Source organism: Pseudomonas parasichuanensis, from assembly GCF_021601385.1.
Taxonomy (GTDB): Bacteria; Pseudomonadota; Gammaproteobacteria; order Pseudomonadales; family Pseudomonadaceae; genus Aquipseudomonas; species Aquipseudomonas parasichuanensis.
Window position 1 is genome coordinate 42103 of the sequence record NZ_BQHO01000017.1, and the last position, 17847, is coordinate 59949.

General features: G+C 61.5%; 16 protein-coding genes and 2 tRNA genes. 1 reads left to right on the plus strand and 17 read right to left on the minus strand.

All coding sequences use genetic code 11. The features are described from left to right. Positions 1 to 136: 136 nt before the first annotated feature. From rpsO to rlmE, 14 genes are all read right to left on the minus strand, one after another. Positions 137 to 406 carry a 30S ribosomal protein S15 gene (rpsO, locus tag L6D77_RS14980; protein ID WP_009404303.1) on the minus strand — a complete coding sequence of 90 codons (270 nt, stop codon included), beginning with the start codon at positions 404 to 406 and terminating at the stop codon, positions 137 to 139. Between the two features lie 148 nt (positions 407 to 554). Continuing rightward, complete coding sequence (gene truB / locus L6D77_RS14985; RefSeq protein ID WP_232884868.1) at positions 555 to 1472, minus strand: tRNA pseudouridine(55) synthase TruB; 918 nt, start codon at positions 1470 to 1472, stop codon at positions 555 to 557. Positions 1473 to 1475: 3 nt separating this feature from the next. Next, the gene (gene rbfA / locus L6D77_RS14990) at positions 1476 to 1874 is read right to left on the minus strand and encodes a 30S ribosome-binding factor RbfA (RefSeq protein WP_232884867.1); all 399 of its coding nucleotides are present in this window, start codon (positions 1872 to 1874) and stop codon (positions 1476 to 1478) included. A 116-nt stretch (positions 1875 to 1990) separates the two neighbouring features. Continuing rightward, on the minus strand, positions 1991 to 4531 hold the full coding sequence (gene infB / locus L6D77_RS14995; RefSeq protein ID WP_232884866.1) for a translation initiation factor IF-2: 2541 nt from the start codon (positions 4529 to 4531) through the stop codon (positions 1991 to 1993). A 27-nt stretch (positions 4532 to 4558) separates the two neighbouring features. After that, positions 4559 to 6040 carry a transcription termination factor NusA gene (gene nusA, locus L6D77_RS15000; RefSeq protein WP_232884865.1) on the minus strand — a complete coding sequence of 494 codons (1482 nt, stop codon included), beginning with the start codon at positions 6038 to 6040 and terminating at the stop codon, positions 4559 to 4561. A gap of 59 nt (positions 6041 to 6099) precedes the next feature. After that, positions 6100 to 6558 (minus strand): ribosome maturation factor RimP, encoded by a 459-nt coding sequence (gene rimP, locus L6D77_RS15005; protein ID WP_016391791.1) that lies wholly within the window; start codon positions 6556 to 6558, stop codon positions 6100 to 6102. 129 nt (positions 6559 to 6687) lie between these two features. After that, positions 6688 to 6764, minus strand: a tRNA-Met gene (locus tag L6D77_RS15010). A 98-nt stretch (positions 6765 to 6862) separates the two neighbouring features. Beyond that, positions 6863 to 6948, minus strand: a tRNA-Leu gene (locus tag L6D77_RS15015). Positions 6949 to 6968: 20 nt separating this feature from the next. Then, entirely contained in the window at positions 6969 to 7361 is a 393-nt protein-coding gene (gene secG / locus L6D77_RS15020) for a preprotein translocase subunit SecG (protein WP_232884864.1), read from the minus strand. A gap of 3 nt (positions 7362 to 7364) precedes the next feature. After that, positions 7365 to 8120: a triose-phosphate isomerase gene (gene tpiA, locus L6D77_RS15025; RefSeq protein WP_232884863.1), complete on the minus strand. Its 756-nt coding sequence runs from the start codon at positions 8118 to 8120 to the stop codon at positions 7365 to 7367. A 65-nt stretch (positions 8121 to 8185) separates the two neighbouring features. After that, positions 8186 to 9526: a phosphoglucosamine mutase gene (gene glmM, locus L6D77_RS15030; protein WP_232884862.1), complete on the minus strand. Its 1341-nt coding sequence runs from the start codon at positions 9524 to 9526 to the stop codon at positions 8186 to 8188. Between the two features lie 16 nt (positions 9527 to 9542). Continuing rightward, positions 9543 to 10394: a dihydropteroate synthase gene (gene folP, locus L6D77_RS15035; protein ID WP_232884861.1), complete on the minus strand. Its 852-nt coding sequence runs from the start codon at positions 10392 to 10394 to the stop codon at positions 9543 to 9545. Between the two features lie 8 nt (positions 10395 to 10402). Then, a complete protein-coding gene (ftsH, locus tag L6D77_RS15040; RefSeq protein ID WP_232884860.1) occupies positions 10403 to 12310 on the minus strand; it encodes an ATP-dependent zinc metalloprotease FtsH in 1908 nt (635 codons plus the stop codon). Positions 12311 to 12513: 203 nt separating this feature from the next. Then, the gene (rlmE, locus tag L6D77_RS15045; protein WP_011532133.1) at positions 12514 to 13140 is read right to left on the minus strand and encodes a 23S rRNA (uridine(2552)-2'-O)-methyltransferase RlmE; all 627 of its coding nucleotides are present in this window, start codon (positions 13138 to 13140) and stop codon (positions 12514 to 12516) included. Between the two features lie 102 nt (positions 13141 to 13242). On the opposite strand from rlmE, the gene L6D77_RS15050 reads away from it, so the two are divergent. Further along, positions 13243 to 13551 (plus strand): YhbY family RNA-binding protein, encoded by a 309-nt coding sequence (locus L6D77_RS15050; RefSeq protein ID WP_102683191.1) that lies wholly within the window; start codon positions 13243 to 13245, stop codon positions 13549 to 13551. Positions 13552 to 13674: 123 nt separating this feature from the next. Here L6D77_RS15050 and L6D77_RS15055 read toward each other — a convergent pair whose 3' ends face one another. From L6D77_RS15055 to carB, 3 genes are read right to left on the minus strand one after another with little or no spacing between them, the layout of a single operon-like run. Beyond that, a complete protein-coding gene (locus L6D77_RS15055; RefSeq protein WP_232884859.1) occupies positions 13675 to 14124 on the minus strand; it encodes a DUF2567 domain-containing protein in 450 nt (149 codons plus the stop codon). After that, positions 14102 to 14584: a transcription elongation factor GreA gene (gene greA, locus L6D77_RS15060; protein ID WP_189654514.1), complete on the minus strand. Its 483-nt coding sequence runs from the start codon at positions 14582 to 14584 to the stop codon at positions 14102 to 14104. The genes L6D77_RS15055 and greA overlap by 23 nt, the downstream gene beginning before the upstream one ends. Next, positions 14581 to 17802 (minus strand): carbamoyl-phosphate synthase large subunit, encoded by a 3222-nt coding sequence (gene carB / locus L6D77_RS15065; protein ID WP_232884858.1) that lies wholly within the window; start codon positions 17800 to 17802, stop codon positions 14581 to 14583. Before carB ends, greA begins: the two co-directional genes overlap by 4 nt. Positions 17803 to 17847: the final 45 nt, after the last annotated feature.

Here is a 17847-nt window from a genome sequence, read left to right on the forward strand (position 1 = left end):
GCCTGGCGCCGAGCGGAAATCCCGCTCGGCATTGCCAGGCTGCCAACCTCGAAGATACGCATGACGTGCCCAAAGGAAACGCTGCCAGGCAGCGTTGCCGATGAATGCGCCATGCACACCACTGACCAGGCCGCTATTAGCGACGCAGGCCCAGGCGACCGATCAGGGCGCTGTAACGAGTGGTGTCTTTGCCCTTCAGGTAGTCCAGCAGCTTACGACGCTGGTTAACCATGCGGATCAGGCCACGACGCGAGTGGTGGTCTTTACCGTTGGCCTTGAAGTGGCCTTGCAGCTTGTTGATGTTCGCGGTCAGCAGAGCAACCTGAACTTCCGGGCTACCAGTATCGCCAGCAGCTTGCTGGTAGTCGGCAACGATTTGAGCTTTTTCTTCAACGCTGAGGGCCATGTGGCTTCTCCTGATAACGGATCCCGCAAGCGGGGTCCAATAGGCCAGGGACTTGATCCCTGTATTAATAAAAAAGGTGTGACCGTGCCTACTGACAGCCACCCTTGTATCCGTAGGCTTTAGCCGAAGCCAAAGCCCGCGGTTTCGGTCATTCCGACCGAATCAGCCGACGCGGCGCCACGCGCCCGTCTTCGCTCACTTCACCGATACCGATGAAGCGACCATTGTGATCCTGTACGCGGACCATGCCGAACTGCGGCGCATCCGGTGCACGTACGGCCTGGCCATGCAACCAATAGAACGCACTGTGCTCGGAAAGGCTCAGCAGCGGCCAGTCCTGCAGCCCGCTGTCGGACGGCATGAGGAAGCGATCGAGCGCTTCGTTGCCACCTTCGGCGTGGGCCTGCTCGAGCTCCTCGAGGGTCACGGTCTGTGCCAGCAGGAAGGGCCCGGCCTGGGTCCTGCGCAGCTCGGCAACATAGGCGCCGCAGCCAAGGGCCTCGCCGATATCCTCCACCAGGGTGCGGATATAGGTGCCTTTGCTGCATCCTACGCTCAACCGTGCACGGGTGCCTTCGCACTCGAGCAACTCCAAGCGGCCAATAGTAACAGAACGCGCCTCGCGCTCCACTACCTCTCCTGCACGTGCCAGCTTGTAAAGCGGCTGGCCGTCACGCTTGAGTGCCGAGTACATCGGCGGTATCTGGCTGATCGGGCCACGAAAACGCGGCAGCACTGCCTCGATATCGGCGCGACCGACGGTCACCTCACGGGTCTTGAGGACTTCCCCCTCGGCATCTCCGGTGTTGGTAGTCTGCCCCATCTGCATGACCGTTTCGTAGCCCTTGTCGGACTCGAGCAGGTATTGCGAGAACTTGGTCGCTTCACCGAAGCACAGCGGCAGCACGCCGCTGGCCAGCGGGTCGAGGCTGCCGGTATGGCCGGCCTTCTCGGCGTTGAGCAACCAGCGGACCTTCTGCAACGCAGCGTTGGAGGTGAACCCCAGCGGCTTGTCGAGCAGGATGATGCCGCTGACGTTGCGGCGGATACGTTTGACCTGGGCCACCGCTTACTCCTTGGTGTCCGGCTCGTCGGCATCCTTGTGCAGACGGTCTTCGGCGACCGCCCGCTCGATCAGCGCCGACAGGTGCACACCACGGCTGACGCTTTCATCGAAGTGGAAGTGCAGCTGTGGCACGCTGCGCAGTTGCATCGAACGCCCCAGGTGCAGGCGCAGGAAGCTGGCGGCGCTGTTGAGGGCCTTGAGCGACTGCTGGACGGCGTCCGGGGTCTCTTCACCCATCACGGTGATGAAGACCTTGGCATGGCCCACGTCACGGCTGACGTCGACGGCGGTGATGGTCACCAGGCCTACGCGCGGGTCTTTGACTTCGCGGCGGATCAGTTCGGCCAGCTCACGCTGCATCTGATCGCCGATACGTTGGGTACGGCTGTATTCTTTTGCCATTTTTGCTACCTGTTTCTAAAGCGGCAAACGCCCGGTTCAGACTGAGGCCTGACCGGGCGCTACCTGCAGAGACGCTGCCAACCGCCGTACAACGGGGGCTGGCAGCGGGCTCGCCCTTACAGGGTACGAGCCACCTGGACTTTCTCGAAGACTTCGATCTTGTCGCCGACCTTGACGTCGTTGTAGCTCTTGACGCCAATACCGCACTCCATGCCGTTACGCACTTCGGCAGCATCGTCCTTGAAGCGACGCAGCGACTCCAGCTCGCCTTCGAAGATCACAACGTCTTCGCGCAGAACGCGGATCGGACGGTTGCGGTACACGGTACCCTCGATGACCATACAGCCAGCGATGGCGCCGAACTTCGGCGAACGGAACACGTCACGTACTTCGGCGACACCCAGGATGTTCTCGCGAACATCGCTGCCGAGCATGCCGGTCAGGGCCTTCTTGACGTCTTCGATGATGTCGTAGATCACGTTGTAGTAACGCATATCCAGACCTTCCTGCTCGACGATCTTGCGCGCACCGGCATCGGCACGCACGTTGAAGCCGAACAGCACCGCGTTCGAGGCCAGTGCCAGGTTGGCATCGCTCTCGGTGATACCACCGACGCCGCCACCGATCACACGTACCTGAACTTCGTCGTTGCCCAGGCCGCCAAGCGAGCCCTGCAGCGCCTCGAGGGAACCACGCACATCGGTCTTGAGGACGATGTTGAGGGTCTTCTTCTCTTCCTGACCCATGGTCTCGAAGATGTTTTCCAGCTTGCCGGCGTGAGCACGGGCCAGCTTGACCTCGCGGAACTTGCCTTGACGGAACAGGGCAACTTCACGGGCTTTCTTCTCGTCGGCCACCACGGACATTTCGTCACCCGCGTCCGGGGTGCCATCCAGGCCGAGAATCTCGACTGGAATCGCCGGGCCGGCTTCCTTCACAGGCTTGCCGTTCTCGTCGAGCATGGCGCGCACGCGGCCATAGTTGGAGCCGACCAGGACCATGTCGCCCTGACGCAGGGTACCGTCCTGAACCAGGATGGTGGCCACCGGGCCACGGCCCTTGTCCAGGCGCGATTCGACCACGACGCCACGACCTGGAGCGGTCGGGGTGGCGGTCAGCTCGAGAATCTCGGCTTGCAGTAGAACGGCTTCGAGCAGTTCGTCGACGCCGGTACCCATCTTCGCCGAAACCTTGACGAACGGCGTGTCACCACCCCAGTCCTCGGAGGTCACGCCTTCGACGGCCAGCTCGTTGCGGATACGATCGAGGTCGGCACCCGGCTTGTCGATCTTGTTCACGGCAACGACCAGCGGTACGCCAGCAGCCTTGGCATGCTGAACGGCTTCGCGGGTCTGCGGCATCACGCCGTCGTCCGCCGCCACCACCAGGATGACGATGTCGGTCGCCTTGGCACCGCGGGCACGCATCTGGGTAAACGCAGCGTGGCCTGGGGTGTCGAGGAAGGTGACCATGCCACGGTCGGTTTCGACGTGGTAAGCACCGATGTGCTGGGTGATACCACCGGCTTCGCCAGCAGCAACCTTGGCACGACGGATGTAGTCGAGCAGCGAGGTCTTACCATGGTCAACGTGACCCATCACGGTAACGACCGGCGCACGGGACTCGACTTCACCTTCGAACTTCAGCGATTCGGCCAGGGAATCTTCCAGGGCGGTGTCGCTGACCAGGGTGACCTTGTGGCCCAGCTCTTCGGCTACCAGCTGAGCGGTTTCCTGGTCGAGCACCTGGTTGATGGTGACCGGAGTGCCCATCTTGAACATGAACTTGACGACTTCGGCGCCCTTGACCGACATGCGCTGGGCCAGTTCCGAGACGGTGATGGTCTCGCCGATGGTCACGTCACGGATGACCGGACCGGTCGGGCTCTGGAAGCCATGCTGGTTACGCTTCTTGCCTTTGCTCTTGCCACCACGACCACGACGGAAGCCATCGCTTTCTTCGTCGGTGGTGCGCGGCGCGGCGCGAGGAGTCGGAGCCTTTTCCTTCTCCTTGACCTTGACCTTGACCGACATGCGCGGCGCTTCGCCACGACCGGCGGCAGCCGGGCCACCACCGCGACGATCATCATCACGGCTGCGGCTTTCGTTGCGGCGGGTCTCGTCTTTCTTGCGCTCGGCAGCACGTGCGGCGGCGTCTTCGGACACCGGCGCGTTGGCCACTACCGGCGCAGCGACAGCTGCAGGCTCGGCCTTGGCCACTGGTGCCGCGGCCGGGGCTTCGGCGGCCTGACGGCGTGCCTGCTCCTCGTTGCGCTGACGCACTTCGGCTTCGACTTTTTCGCGGGCGGCGTTTTCAGCCGCGCGGCGCTCTTCCTGCTCACGCTTCTGCTCAGCCTGGATCTCTTCCGGGCTACGCTGCACGAACACTTTCTTCTTGCGTACTTCTACGCTGATGCTCTTGCTACCGGCGACACGCAGAGTGCTGGTGGTCTTGCGCTGCAAGGTAATCTTGCGCGGTTCTTCCGCCTTGCTCTTGTGGCTGCTCTTCAAATGAGTCAGCAGGGTCTGCTTCTCATTGTCGGTCACTACCTGACCGGCGTCGGTGTGCGGCAGACCTGCCTCACGCATCTGCTGCAGCAGGCGCTCTACCGGTGCCTCGACCTCTTGGGCCAGTTCTTTCACCGTGACTTGCGTCATGCACTTCTCTCCTCAGGCCGCGCCTAATTACTCGAACCAGTGGGCTCGGGCGGCCATGATCAACTTGCCGGCACGCTCTTCGTCGATGCCGTCGATGTCGAGCAGATCGTCGATCGACTGCTCGGCCAGGTCTTCGCGGTTAACCACGCCGCGCACCGCCAGTTCGGCCGCCAGGTCCTTGTCCATGCCCTCGAGGGAGAGCAGGTCTTCGGCCGGATGGGCGTCTGCCAGTTTTTCTTCGGTAGCGATGGCCTTGGTCAACAAACGGTCCTTGGCTCGAGCGCGGAGCTCATTGACGATTTCTTCGTCAAAGCCATCGATGTTGAGCATTTCTTCCAACGGTACGTAGGCAATTTCTTCGAGGTTGGTGAAGCCTTCGTCGACCAGCACTTGTGCCAGTTCTTCGTCGACTTCCAGTTCCTCGACAAAATTACGCAGGATGTCGCCGGTTTCAGCCTGTTGCTTGGCCTGGATGTCCGATTCGGTCATCACGTTCAGGGTCCAGCCGGTCAGCTGGCTGGCCAGACGAACGTTCTGGCCGCCACGACCGATGGCCTGGGCCAGGTTGTCGGCACCAACGGCGATATCCATCGCATGGGCGTCTTCGTCAACGATGATCGCGGCAACCTCTGCCGGCGACATGGCGTTGATGACGAACTGCGCCGGGTTCTCGTCCCACAGGACGATATCCACACGCTCGCCACCCAGCTCGCCGGATACGGCCTGGACGCGCGAACCACGCATGCCGATACAGGCACCTTGTGGGTCGATGCGCTTGTCCTTGGAGCGGACGGCGATCTTGGCACGCGATCCCGGATCACGGGAGGCGGCCATGACTTCGATGAGGCCTTCGGCGATTTCCGGCACTTCGATGGTGAACAGCTCGATCAGCATCTGTGGCGCGGTGCGCGACAGGATCAGCTGCGGGCCGCGGTTCTCGGTGCGGATTTCCTTGAGCAGTGCACGCAGGCGCACACCGACCCGGAAGGTCTCACGGGGGATGATGTCTTCACGGGCCAGCAGCGCTTCGGCGTTGTTGCCCAGGTCGACGATGACGTTGTCGCGGGTGACCTTCTTCACGGTACCGGAGATGATCTCGCCCACGCGCTCGCGGTAGGCATCGACCACTTGGGCGCGCTCAGCTTCGCGAACCTTCTGCACGATGACTTGCTTGGCGGTTTGCGCAGCGATGCGGCCGAACTCGATCGACTCGATCTTCTCTTCGATCACGTCACCGATCTTGGCGTCCGGGTGCGTTTCGTGGATCTTGCTCAACCAGGTCTCGATCGCCGGATCGTCCAGGTCGTTTTCGTCGACCACGGTCCAACGACGGAAGGTCTCGTAGTTACCGGTGTGGCGGTTGATTTCCACACGCAGGTCGACTTCGTCCTCAAAACGTTTTTTGGTTGCAGTGGCCAGAGCCACTTCCAGCGCCTCGAAAATAACGCCGGGCGGTACACCCTTTTCGTTGGATACCGATTCAACAACCAGCAGTACTTCTTTGCTCATCGTACGCCTCGCCTTGCGCAAGCCATTGGGCCCGTAAGTTCCGCCGGGCCCGGCACGTCTCAGTCAAAACTGGGAATAATATTGGCCTTGTCGATCGAGTCGATCGGCAGCAGGAATTCATGGTTATCCACCTGGACCACCACATCCTGCTCCTCCACACCGCGGAGAAGGCCCTGGAAGTTACGACGACCCTCGAAGGGCGTACGCAGCTTGATCTTCACTTGCTCGCCGGCATGCGAGGCAAACTGTTCCAGAGTGAACAGCGGGCGATCCATGCCTGGAGAGGAAACCTCGAGGGTGTATTCACTGCTGATCGGGTCTTCCACATCCAGGATGGCACTGGCCTGACGGCTGACCGCTTCGCAGTCCTCCACCAGAATGCCGCCTTCCTTGTCGATGTAGATACGCAGTACCGAGTGCTTACCTTGGGAGACGTATTCGATCCCCCAGCACTGATAGCCCAGCCCCTCGACCACTGGGGCCAACAAGGCCTGCAACTGTTCTAGCTTGCTCGACACCTGAACCCCCTCGTGCATGCTGTGCAAATAAAAAATGGGCGAAGCGCCCATCCCTGAAAGCGCCGTTGGACAACGACGCCGAAAACTGTTGGCTAGCAAAAAGCCCCTGAAAAGGGGCTCCGCTGAAGCTGGTTGCGGGGGCTGGATTTGAACCAACGACCTTCGGGTTATGAGCCCGACGAGCTACCAAGCTGCTCCACCCCGCGACAAAGCTGGGGCGAAAGTATAAGACCGAACCCCCTTGAGGGTCAATCCAACCTCCACCTACAAGAAAGCCCGCTAAAGCGGGCTCTCTTGCTTCAATTGGTACCGAGAAGGGGACTCGAACCCCTACACCCTATGGGCACAACCACCTCAAGGTTGCGTGTCTACCAATTCCACCACCTCGGCAATACTACTTTTGAAACCCGTTACTGCTGCTCTTTGGTCGGAGGAGGTACGTCACCAGAGTTGGTGGTTTCGCTCTTCTGCTGCTGGAGCACCGGTACATCATCATTTGCTGCCGGCTTTTGCTCTTTGACTTCCAGCACTGCTGGATCTGGCAGACCAGCCTGAGTCAGCTGGTGAGCCTGCTGCTTGGCGAAGTATCCTAACCCAAGTGCAGTCAAAAAGAAAGTGGCGGCAAGTATAGCAGTAACTTTACTCAAAAAGGTAGCGGAACCTTGGCTTCCGAACACAGTATTTGAAGCACCTGCGCCGAAAGATGCACCTGCTTCCGCACCTTTACCCTGTTGCAGCAGCACCATTACAACCAGTGCCAATGCCGCCAACAGATGAAAAACAACTACGACTGTTTCCAGCATTGTTCAGTTTCCTGCGGCGCGACAAATTGCACCGAATTCGTCTGCATTCAGGGACGCTCCACCAATGAGCCCCCCATCGATATCCGGCATGCCGAACAGTTCGGCCGCATTGGCCGCCTTCACGCTGCCGCCGTAGAGAAGCTGCACCTTAGCTGCAACTTCGGCGTCCTTCGCCGCCAACTGCTCACGGATGGCTGCATGCACATCCTGGGCTTGCTGTGGCGAGGCCGTCAAACCAGTACCGATGGCCCATACAGGCTCATAGGCAATTACTGCATTGGCAAAAGCCTTGATACCGAACGCATCGATAACACTGCTTAGTTGACGCCCTACAACTTCGAGCGTCTTGCCTGCCTCGCGCTCTTCGAGAGTTTCCCCTACGCAGAGCACTGGCGTCAAACCAATTTGTTGAGCGGCTGCAAACTTGCGATTCAGCACTTCGTCACTTTCACCGATAATTTGGCGACGTTCGGAATGGCCGATCAAGACCAACTTGCAACTTGCTTCAACCAACTGACTCGGTGCAACTTCGCCGGTCAGCGCGCCCTGTTCGGGCTGTACTGCAGAATTCTGTGCTCCAACGATGATCCCTGTACCTTTGAGCCCATCAACAACTTCATTGATGAACAAGGTGGGCGGAAACACCGCAACTTCGATACCGCTGGGCACGAGCATATTGCTCAAGCCCTGAGTCAGCTCAGCGACGCTGGCGCGGGTACCGTGCATCTTCCAGTTACCAGCTACCATGGGGCGACGCATGCTTTACCTCGTCGGTCAAAGTGGGCGCAGATCTTACCCAACCCGATCTGCGCTGGCAAGCCTCTTCAGGCACAAACTTCGGCAACCAGCTTGGCCAGGGCTTCGGCATGGCCACGCACCTGGTTTTCGTCGTCGCCTTCGACCATCACGCGCACCAGTGGCTCGGTGCCGGACTTGCGCAGCAGAACGCGGCCCCGGCCGGCCATGTCTTCGGTCGCCTTGTCGCTTGCCGCCTTCACCAACGGGTTGTTCAACGGGTCGCTCTTGCCTGCTTCGAAGCGCACATTGATCAACACCTGAGGGCATTTGCGCACGCCCTGGCGCGCATGGGCAAGGGTCTCGCCGCGGCGCTTGAGGGCCATCAGCACCTGCAGCGCGGCGATGATCGCATCCCCGGTGGTGGTGTGGTTGCAGCACACGACGTGCCCGGAGTTTTCACCGCCAAGCAGCCACTCACGCTCAAGCAGCTCGGCCATGACATAGCGGTCACCGACTTTCGCCCGCACGAACGGAATATCCAGCTCCTTGAACGCCAGCTCAAGGCCCAGGTTGCTCATCAAGGTGCCCACCACGCCGCCTTGCAGCTTGCCGCGCTCGTGCAGGTCGCGGCCGATGATGTACAGCAACTCGTCACCGTCGACGATGGCGCCGGTGTGATCGACCATCAGTACCCGGTCGCCATCGCCATCGAAGGCGATACCCAGGTCGGCATGCCCAACCAGCACGGCAGCCTGCAACGACTCGATATGGGTCGAACCACAACCCTCGTTGATGTTCAGGCCGTCCGGCGCGGCATGCAGCACCGTCACTTCGGCACCCAGCTCACGGAACACGCTGGGGGCCACTTTGTAGGTGGCGCCATGGGCGCAATCCACGACGATCTTGAGCCCTTCGAAGTTGGTACTGGTAGGCACGCTGCTCTTGCAGAACTCGATGTAGCGGCCCGCCGCATCGTTGATGCGCGAGACCTTGCCCAGCTTGCCCGACTCGACGACGGTCATCGGCTGGTCGAGCAACTCCTCGATCATCAGTTCGACTTCGTCCGGCAGCTTGGTGCCGTTGCCGGAGAAGAACTTGATGCCATTATCGTCGTGCGGGTTGTGCGACGCACTGATGACAATGCCGGCTTCGGCGTGGAAGGTGCGGGTCAGGTAGGCGATAGCCGGGGTCGGCATCGGCCCGAGCAGCATCACGTCAGCGCCGGCGGCAGACAGGCCGGCCTCGAGCGCCGACTCGAACATGTAGCCGGAGATACGGGTGTCCTTGCCGACCAGCACACGGCAGTGGCCCTGCTTGCGAAAGGCCATGCCCGCAGCCCAGCCGAGTTTCAGCATGAAGTCCGGGGTGATGGGGAACTGGCCAACGCGACCACGGATACCATCGGTACCAAAGTATTTTCTGCTCATAGGGACTCCAATCTTTTTATTCGGCGCTCTGCACGGCGGCGATCATGCGCACTACATCGACCGTTTCAGCGACATCATGAACGCGCAGGATGCTCGCGCCCTTGGTCATGGCCAATGCCGCCAGCGCCAGGCTGCCGTAGAGCCGCTCACCTACCGGACGATCCAGCGTGAGGCCAATCATGCTCTTGCGCGAGACGCCCACCAATAGCGGCCGCCCAAGGCGGTAAAGCGCTTCCATGTGTTTGAACAGGCTCAGGTTGTGCTCAAGGGTCTTGGCAAACCCGAACCCGGGGTCGAGGACGATACGATCGGCATCGATGCCGACCGCCGCACAGGCCGCCATGCGCTGCTCAAGATAGCGCGCGACATCGGCGGTCACATCCTCGTATTGCGGATTGTCCTGCATGTTGCCCGGCTCGCCGCGCATGTGCATCAGGCACACCGGCAGCCCTGTAGCGGCGGCTGCATCAAGCGCACCGTCGCGCTCAAGGGCGCGCACGTCGTTGATCAGGCCGGCGCCGACGCGAGCCGACTCGCGCATGACTGCGGGCGTCGAGGTATCCACGGAGATGATCACATCGAGCCGACTGCTGATCGCTTCGACGATGGGCGCGACGCGCTCCAGCTCCTCGAGGGGCGAAACCGCCCGGGCACCGGGACGAGTGGACTCGCCGCCGACATCGACCAGGGTCGCGCCGGCGGCCACCATTGCCTCGGCATGACGCAGCGCTGCGTCGCGCTGGCTGAAGCGCCCGCCGTCAGAGAAGGAATCGGGGGTGATATTGAGGATACCCATGACATGGGTACGGGACAAATCAAGAACCCGGTTGCCGCAAGGCAACCGGGCTGGGTACTGCTGTGAACTCATAGCTACCCTTAGTGCTGAGCCGCTGGGCCGCCGATCGGCGACTCCGGACGATCACCCTGGGAGGCCTGGTTGCCGGAAGTGCCGGCATCGTTGTCCCAGTCACGCGGTTCACGCGGGGTGCGACCGGCCATGATGTCGTCGATCTGGTCGGCATCGATGGTTTCGTACTTCATCAAGGCTTCGGCCATGGCGTCGAGCTTGTCACGGTTGTCGGTGAGGATCTGCTTGGCCGTGGCGTAGCACTGGTCGATGATGCTGCGAACTTCCGAGTCGATCAGCTTGGCAGTCTCGCCCGACACGCTGGCGTGCTGGCTGCCGGCGCTGCGACCGAGGAATACTTCGCCCTCTTCTTCCGCGTACATCAGCGGCCCGAGTTTCTCGGACAGGCCCCACTTGGTGACCATGTTCCGTGCAATCTGGCTGGCACGCATGATGTCGTTGGAGGCACCGGTGGTGACGCCATCGAAGCCCAAGGTCATTTCTTCGGCGATACGGCCACCATACAGCGAGCAGATCTGGCTGATCAGCGCGCGCTTGGACAGGCTGTAGCGGTCCTCTTCCGGCAGGAACATGGTCACACCCAGCGCGCGACCACGCGGGATGATCGACACCTTGTAGACCGGATCATGCTCAGGCACAACGCGACCCACAATGGCGTGACCGGCTTCGTGATAAGCGGTGTTCTGCTTCTCTTTCTCGGACATGACCATGGTCTTGCGCTCGGCACCCATCATGATCTTGTCCTTGGCCAGCTCGAACTCCTTCATCTCGACCACGCGCTTGCTGGCGCGGGCGGCGAACAGCGACGCCTCGTTGACCAGGTTGGCAAGGTCCGCACCGGAGAAGCCAGGGGTACCACGAGCGATGACCGCCGCGTTGACGTTCTCGCCAATCGGGACCTTGCGCATGTGGACCTTGAGGATCTGCTCACGACCACGGATGTCTGGCAGGCCGACCACCACCTGACGGTCGAAGCGGCCTGGGCGCAGCAACGCCGGGTCGAGTACGTCTGGACGGTTGGTGGCGGCAATGACGATGATGCCATCGTTCATCTCGAAGCCATCCATCTCGACCAGCAGCTGGTTGAGGGTCTGCTCACGCTCGTCGTGACCGCCGCCCATGCCGGCGCCACGGTGGCGACCGACGGCGTCGATTTCGTCGATGAAGATGATGCAAGGGGCGTGCTTCTTCGCCTGCTCGAACATATCGCGCACACGGCTGGCACCGACACCGACGAACATTTCCACGAAGTCGGAACCGGAGATGGTGAAGAACGGCACCTTGGCTTCGCCAGCAATGGCCTTGGCCAGCAGGGTCTTACCGGTACCGGGCGGGCCGACCATCAGCACGCCACGCGGGATGCGGCCACCCAGGCGCTGGAACTTGCCCGGGTCGCGCAGGAACTCGACCAGCTCGCCCACCTCTTCCTTGGCCTCGTCGCAACCCGCGACGTCAGCCAGCGTGGTCTTGACCTGGTCTTCGGAGAGCAGGCGCGCCTTGCTTTTGCCAAAGCTCATCGGGCCGCCTTTACCGCCGGCACCGCCCTGCATCTGGCGCATGAAGAACATGAACACGGCGATGATCACCAGGATCGGGAAGCTGGCCACCAGCAATTGAGTCCAGATGCTCTGCTGCTCGGGCTGCTTGCCTTCGACGGTCACGTGGTTGTCGACCAGGTCGCCGATCAGGCCATTGTCGGTGATGGCCGGGCGCACGGTCTTGAAGTTGTCGCCGTCGGTGCGCTTGCCGGTAATGATGTAGCCGTCGACGGTCACGCGCTCGACCTTGCCATCCTTGACCTGCTGGATGAAGTCGGAATAGTTGAGGGTCTGCGGCTCGTTAGGGCTGGAGAAGTTGTTCATCACCGTCACCAGGACGGCGGCGATGATCAACCACAGGATCAGATTCTTTGCCATGTCGTTCAATTCGCTACCCTCTGAGGCCGGCGCACGACGCAGCCGTGCCTCGCATGATATTCATCGCCCTAACTTACTACATTACCTACGCAACCGCAGGCACCGTCTGTAACCCTTTGTGAAAGCTAGACTACACGAAGTTCGGACGATCCAGACGGGGCAGCTGATTGGAATTAACTATCGGCCACCCCGCAGCACGCCTTTCATGCCCCTTTGAAACCCTTGCCCAACAGGTACTGTTCGCGGGAGCGGTCCCGCGAGGACGATGGCTTGCGCATTTGCACCTTGTCGAACTTGCTGCGCACGTCCTTCAGGTACATGTCGAAACCTTCGCCCTGGAAGATCTTGATCAGGAAATCCCCGCCCGGCTTGAGCACGCGGGTTGCCAGATCCAGGGCCAGCTCACAGAGGAACATGGCGCGCGGCATGTCCACCGCGGGCGTACCACTCATATTGGGGGCCATATCGGAAATCACAAGGTCTACGTGCGAATCGCCGACCGCTTGCAGGATTTGCTGCAGCACTTCGTCCTGGGTGAAGTCGCCCTGAATGAAGGTCACGTCCGGGATCGAGTCCATTTCCAGGATGTCCGAGGCGATCAGCCGCCCTTGGCCACCAATCAGACGACTGGTCACCTGGGACCAGCCACCTGGCGCTGCGCCGAGGTCGATCACGCTCATGCCGGGGCGAATCAGGCGGTCTTTCTCCTGGATCTCCAGCAGTTTGTAGCTCGCACGCGAGCGGTAGCCATCCTTCTGCGCCTGCTTCACAAAAGGATCGTTGAAATGCTCTCGCAGCCAGTTTGCGCTGCTTTTGGAACGTTGTACCACGGGGCACCTCGATGATATGCGTCGTGTTTGACTGGGCGGAGCCAGGGGCCCTCGGGTAAAATGCCCGTCAATTTTACAGAATCAGACGAAAAGGGTCAGATTATGCCGCTCAATAACGAGCAGAAGAAGCAATACAAGTCCATTGGTCATGACCTTAAGCCGGTCCTGATCGTTGCTGGCAACGGTGTGAACGAAGGCGTCGCCGCCGAACTGGAGCGCGCCCTGGCCGATCACGAGCTGATCAAGGTCGAAATCCGTTCGGAAGACCGTGAAGAGCGCGCCGCCGCGATCGCCGAACTGTGCAAGGTCGGCCGCGCGGAGCTGGTGCAGACCATCGGCAAGAAAGCGCTGATCTATCGCAAGAACCCACAGCCGAACAAGCAGCTGTCCAACATCCACCGTTACAAGTAACGGCGTGGACGGGGCTGCCACGCGGCCCCTGTGGGAGCCGGCTTGCCGGCGATCACCGGCATAGCCGGTGCCAGGCACCGCAGCGCCTTCATCGCCGGCAAGCCGGCTCCCACAAGTATTGGGTCAGTGGCGCGCTGAACGCGCCCTGACGGGCACCGGTTGGGCCACCAGCACGATGCCGGAAAAACCCAGCACCAAAAAGCAGAACATCTGCCAGCGTTCGCCCACGGAAATACCGTAGCGCAGCGTGTAGTAGCTGATACAGGCAGCAAAGCCGAGCAGCAACATCTGCCCACGGAACTGCCGCCACCAGGCCGCCAGGCCGTCCACCCTCGCCAATACCGCCAGCTGGGTCAACAGCCCGAGCAACGCCACGCCGATCAACCAGCGGTCGATCTGCCCGGCCACATCATGCACCAGCAGCGGCGCAAGGCCGCTGACCTTGAGCGCCGGCACCAGCCCCACATGGAACACCCACAGGCCACCGACCCAGAATACCTGGGCCAGTTGCCAGAGGATCCCCTCGAGGGATGGCGCCCGCAGGCGCCGGTCAGATGTGCTTGACTTCGACAATCTCGTACTCGACCGTGCCGCTTGGCGTCTTGACGACGACGATGTCACCTTCTTCCTTGCCGATGATGGCACGGGCAATCGGCGCACCCGCCGAGAGCTTGCCCTTCTTGATGTCGGCTTCATCCTCGCCAACGATCTGGTAGGTCACCTGATCGCCCGTCTCGGTGTTTTCCAGGTCCACGGTGGTCCCGAAAATCACCTTGCCGGTGTGGGCGATGGTGGTGACGTCGATCACCACCGAGTTCTGCAGGCGGCCTTCGATATCGCGGATACGCGCCTCGACCATGCCCTGCTCTTCGCGGGCGGCATGGTATTCGGCGTTTTCCTTGAGGTCACCCAGCTCGCGGGCTTCACCGATCGCCTGGCTCAGGCGCGGGCGCTCGGTCTTGCTCAGGAACAGGTGCTCCTCTTCCAGGGCGCGAGCGCCCTGGACGGTCATCGGGTACTTGGTAATGCTCATGCTTTGAGTCCTGCATGCAGATCCTGCAAGCGACGAACGGTCTTTTCAGGGCCGAATTTCAGCGCTTCGCAGATGGCTTCACCGGCCGCAATGGTCGTGGTGCAGTAAATCTTGTGCTGCAGCGCATTGCGGCGAATCGAATACGAGTCGGCGATCGACTGACGGCCTTCAGTGGTGTTGATGATCAGCGACACTTCGTCGTTCTTGATCATGTCGACCACGTGCGGGCGACCCTCGGTCACCTTGTTAACGCGACGCACCTTCAGGCCAGCGGCCTCGATGATCTTCGCGGTGCCGGCAGTGGCCACCACTTCGAAGCCCAGGGCGATCAGGTCGCGGGCAACGCCAGCCACTTGCGGCTTGTCGTCGTCACGCACGCTGATGAACGCGGTACCGCCGGTCGGCAGCACTTCGCTGGCGCCCATCTGGGCCTTGGCGAAGGCTTCGCCGAAGCTATCACCGACGCCCATCACTTCACCAGTGGACTTCATCTCTGGGCCGAGGATCGGGTCGACGCCTGGGAACTTGGCGAACGGGAAGACGGCTTCCTTGACGCTGTAGAAGTTCGGGATGATTTCCTGGGTGAAGCCCAGCTCTTTCAGGGTTTTGCCGGCCATGACGCGGGCAGCGATCATCGCCAGCGAGGTGCCGATGCACTTGGACACGAACGGTACGGTACGCGAAGCGCGCGGGTTGACCTCGATCACGTAGATCTTGTCGCCCTGCAGGGCCAGCTGCACGTTCATCAGGCCAACCACGCCCAGCTCCAGGGCCATCTTCTTGACCTGGTCGCGAACCTGGTCCTGTACGTCCTGGCTCAGCGAGTACGGTGGCAGCGAGCACGCCGAGTCACCGGAGTGAACGCCGGCCTGCTCGATGTGCTGCATGATGGCGCCGATTACCACGTCGGTGCCGTCGCACACCGCATCCACGTCCATCTCGATGGCGCAGTTGAGGAAGTGGTCGAGCAGTACCGGGCTGTCGTTGGACACCTGCACCGCTTCACGCAGGTAGCGCTTGAGCTCGTCCAGCTCGTAGACGATCTCCATGGCGCGGCCACCCAGTACGTAGGACGGGCGCACCACCAGCGGGTAGCCGATACCACCGGCTGCCTTGATGGCTTCGTCTTCGCTGCGCACGGTGGCGTTTGGCGGCTGCAGCAGGTTCAGGCGCTGAACCATCTGCTGGAAGCGCTCGCGGTCTTCGGCGCGGTCGATGGCGTCCGGGCTGGTACCGATGATCGGTACGCCGGCTTCTTCCAGGGCGCGGGCCAGTTTCAGCGGGGTCTGGCCGCCGTAGTGGACGATGACGCCCTTCGGCTTCTCGACGCGGCAGACTTCCAGCACGTCTTCCAGGGTCAGCGGCTCGAAGTACAGGCGGTCGGAAGTGTCGTAGTCGGTGGAGACGGTTTCCGGGTTGCAGTTGACCATGATGGTCTCGTAACCGTCTTCACGCAGGGCCAGTGCCGCGTGTACGCAGCAGTAGTCGAACTCGATGCCCTGGCCGATACGGTTAGGGCCACCGCCGAGGATCATGATCTTGTCGCGGGTCGACGGGTTGGCCTCGCACTCTTCCTCATAGGTCGAGTACAGGTAGGCGGTGTCGGTGGCGAACTCGGCGGCGCAGGTGTCGACGCGCTTGTACACCGGGAACACTTCCAGCTTGTGGCGGTGACGACGCAGGTTCTTGTCGGTGATACCGAGCAGAACGGCCAGGCGCTGGTCGGAGAAGCCCTTGCGCTTGAGGCGCAGCATCATGGCCTTGTCGATGGCCGACAGGGCCAGGGTCTTGACCTTCTCTTCTTCCTTGATCAGATCTTCCATCTGCACCAGGAACCACATGTCGATGCCGGTCAGCGCGAAGATTTCTTCACAGCTCATGCCCGAACGCATGGCGTCGGCCACGTACCAGATACGCTCGGCGCCCGGCACGGTCAGCTCGCGCTTGAGGATGCTGGCAGCCTCAGGGCTGGCCAGGTCGACTTTCGGGTCGAGGCCGCAGGCGCCGACCTCCAGGCCGCGCAGGGCTTTCTGCAGGGATTCCTGGAAGGTACGGCCGATGGCCATGACTTCACCCACGGATTTCATCTGGGTGGTCAGGCGGGCGTCGGCTTTCGGGAACTTCTCGAAGGCGAAGCGCGGCAGCTTGGTGACGACGTAGTCGATCGACGGCTCGAACGACGCCGGGGTACGGCCGCCGGTGATGTCGTTCTGCAGCTCGTCGAGGGTGTAACCGATGGCCAGCTTGGCGGCGATCTTGGCGATCGGGAAGCCGGTAGCTTTCGAAGCCAGGGCCGAGGAACGCGATACGCGCGGGTTCATCTCGATCACGACCATGCGGCCAGTGTTCGGGCAGATACCGAACTGCACGTTGGAACCGCCAGTCTCGACGCCGATCTCACGCAGCACCGCCAGCGAGGCGTTGCGCATGATCTGGTATTCCTTGTCGGTCAGGGTCTGTGCCGGCGCCACGGTGATGGAGTCACCGGTGTGCACGCCCATCGGGTCGAAGTTCTCGATCGAGCAGACGATGATGCAGTTGTCCTTCTTGTCGCGGACCACCTCCATCTCGTATTCCTTCCAGCCGATCAGCGATTCGTCGATCAGCAGCTCTTTGGTCGGCGACAGGTCCAGACCACGGGTGCAGATTTCTTCGAATTCTTCACGGTTGTAGGCGATACCACCGCCGGTGCCACCCATGGTGAAGGACGGGCGGATGATGCACGGGAAGCCGAGCTTCTCGAGCACCGCGTTGGCCTCTTCCATGCTGTGGGCGATACCGGAGCGCGGGCACTCCAGGCCGATGTCTTTCATGGCCTTGTCGAAGCGCGAACGGTCCTCTGCCTTGTCGATGGTGTCGGCGTTGGCACCGATCATCTCCACGCCGAACTTCTCCAGAACGCCGTGGCGCTCCAGGTCCAGGGCGCAGTTCAGTGCAGTCTGGCCACCCATGGTTGGCAGGACGGCGTCCGGGCGCTCTTTCTCGATGATCTTGGCCACCGACTGCCACTTGATCGGCTCGATGTAGGTGGCGTCGGCCATGGCCGGGTCGGTCATGATGGTGGCTGGGTTGGAGTTCACCAGGATGACGCGGAAACCTTCCTCGCGCAGGGCTTTACAGGCCTGGGCGCCGGAGTAGTCGAATTCGCAGGCCTGGCCGATCACGATCGGGCCAGCGCCGAGAATCAGGATGCTTTTGATGTCTGTACGTTTTGGCATGGTTGTCACTCAAATCCGGGGTCAGTCGGCAAGCCGCTTTGAACA

What these genes read in the sequence shown, in the direction of transcription:
- ftsH (WP_232884860.1), bottom strand. Translation starts at nt 12,310, where the DNA reads ATGGCAAAGAATCTGATCCTGTGGTTGATCATCGCCGCCGTCCTGGTG.
- folP (WP_232884861.1), bottom strand. Translation starts at nt 10,394, where the DNA reads ATGAGTTCACAGCAGTACCCAGCCCGGTTGCCTTGCGGCAACCGGGTT.
- carB (WP_232884858.1), bottom strand. Translation starts at nt 17,802, where the DNA reads ATGCCAAAACGTACAGACATCAAAAGCATCCTGATTCTCGGCGCTGGC.
- rpsO (WP_009404303.1), bottom strand. Translation starts at nt 406, where the DNA reads ATGGCCCTCAGCGTTGAAGAAAAAGCTCAAATCGTTGCCGACTACCAG.
- infB (WP_232884866.1), bottom strand. Translation starts at nt 4,531, where the DNA reads ATGACGCAAGTCACGGTGAAAGAACTGGCCCAAGAGGTCGAGGCACCG.
- nusA (WP_232884865.1), bottom strand. Translation starts at nt 6,040, where the DNA reads ATGAGCAAAGAAGTACTGCTGGTTGTTGAATCGGTATCCAACGAAAAG.
- tpiA (WP_232884863.1), bottom strand. Translation starts at nt 8,120, where the DNA reads ATGCGTCGCCCCATGGTAGCTGGTAACTGGAAGATGCACGGTACCCGC.
- L6D77_RS15050 (WP_102683191.1), top strand. Translation starts at nt 13,243, where the DNA reads ATGCCGCTCAATAACGAGCAGAAGAAGCAATACAAGTCCATTGGTCAT.
- rbfA (WP_232884867.1), bottom strand. Translation starts at nt 1,874, where the DNA reads ATGGCAAAAGAATACAGCCGTACCCAACGTATCGGCGATCAGATGCAG.
- greA (WP_189654514.1), bottom strand. Translation starts at nt 14,584, where the DNA reads ATGAGCATTACCAAGTACCCGATGACCGTCCAGGGCGCTCGCGCCCTG.
- secG (WP_232884864.1), bottom strand. Translation starts at nt 7,361, where the DNA reads ATGCTGGAAACAGTCGTAGTTGTTTTTCATCTGTTGGCGGCATTGGCA.
- glmM (WP_232884862.1), bottom strand. Translation starts at nt 9,526, where the DNA reads ATGAGCAGAAAATACTTTGGTACCGATGGTATCCGTGGTCGCGTTGGC.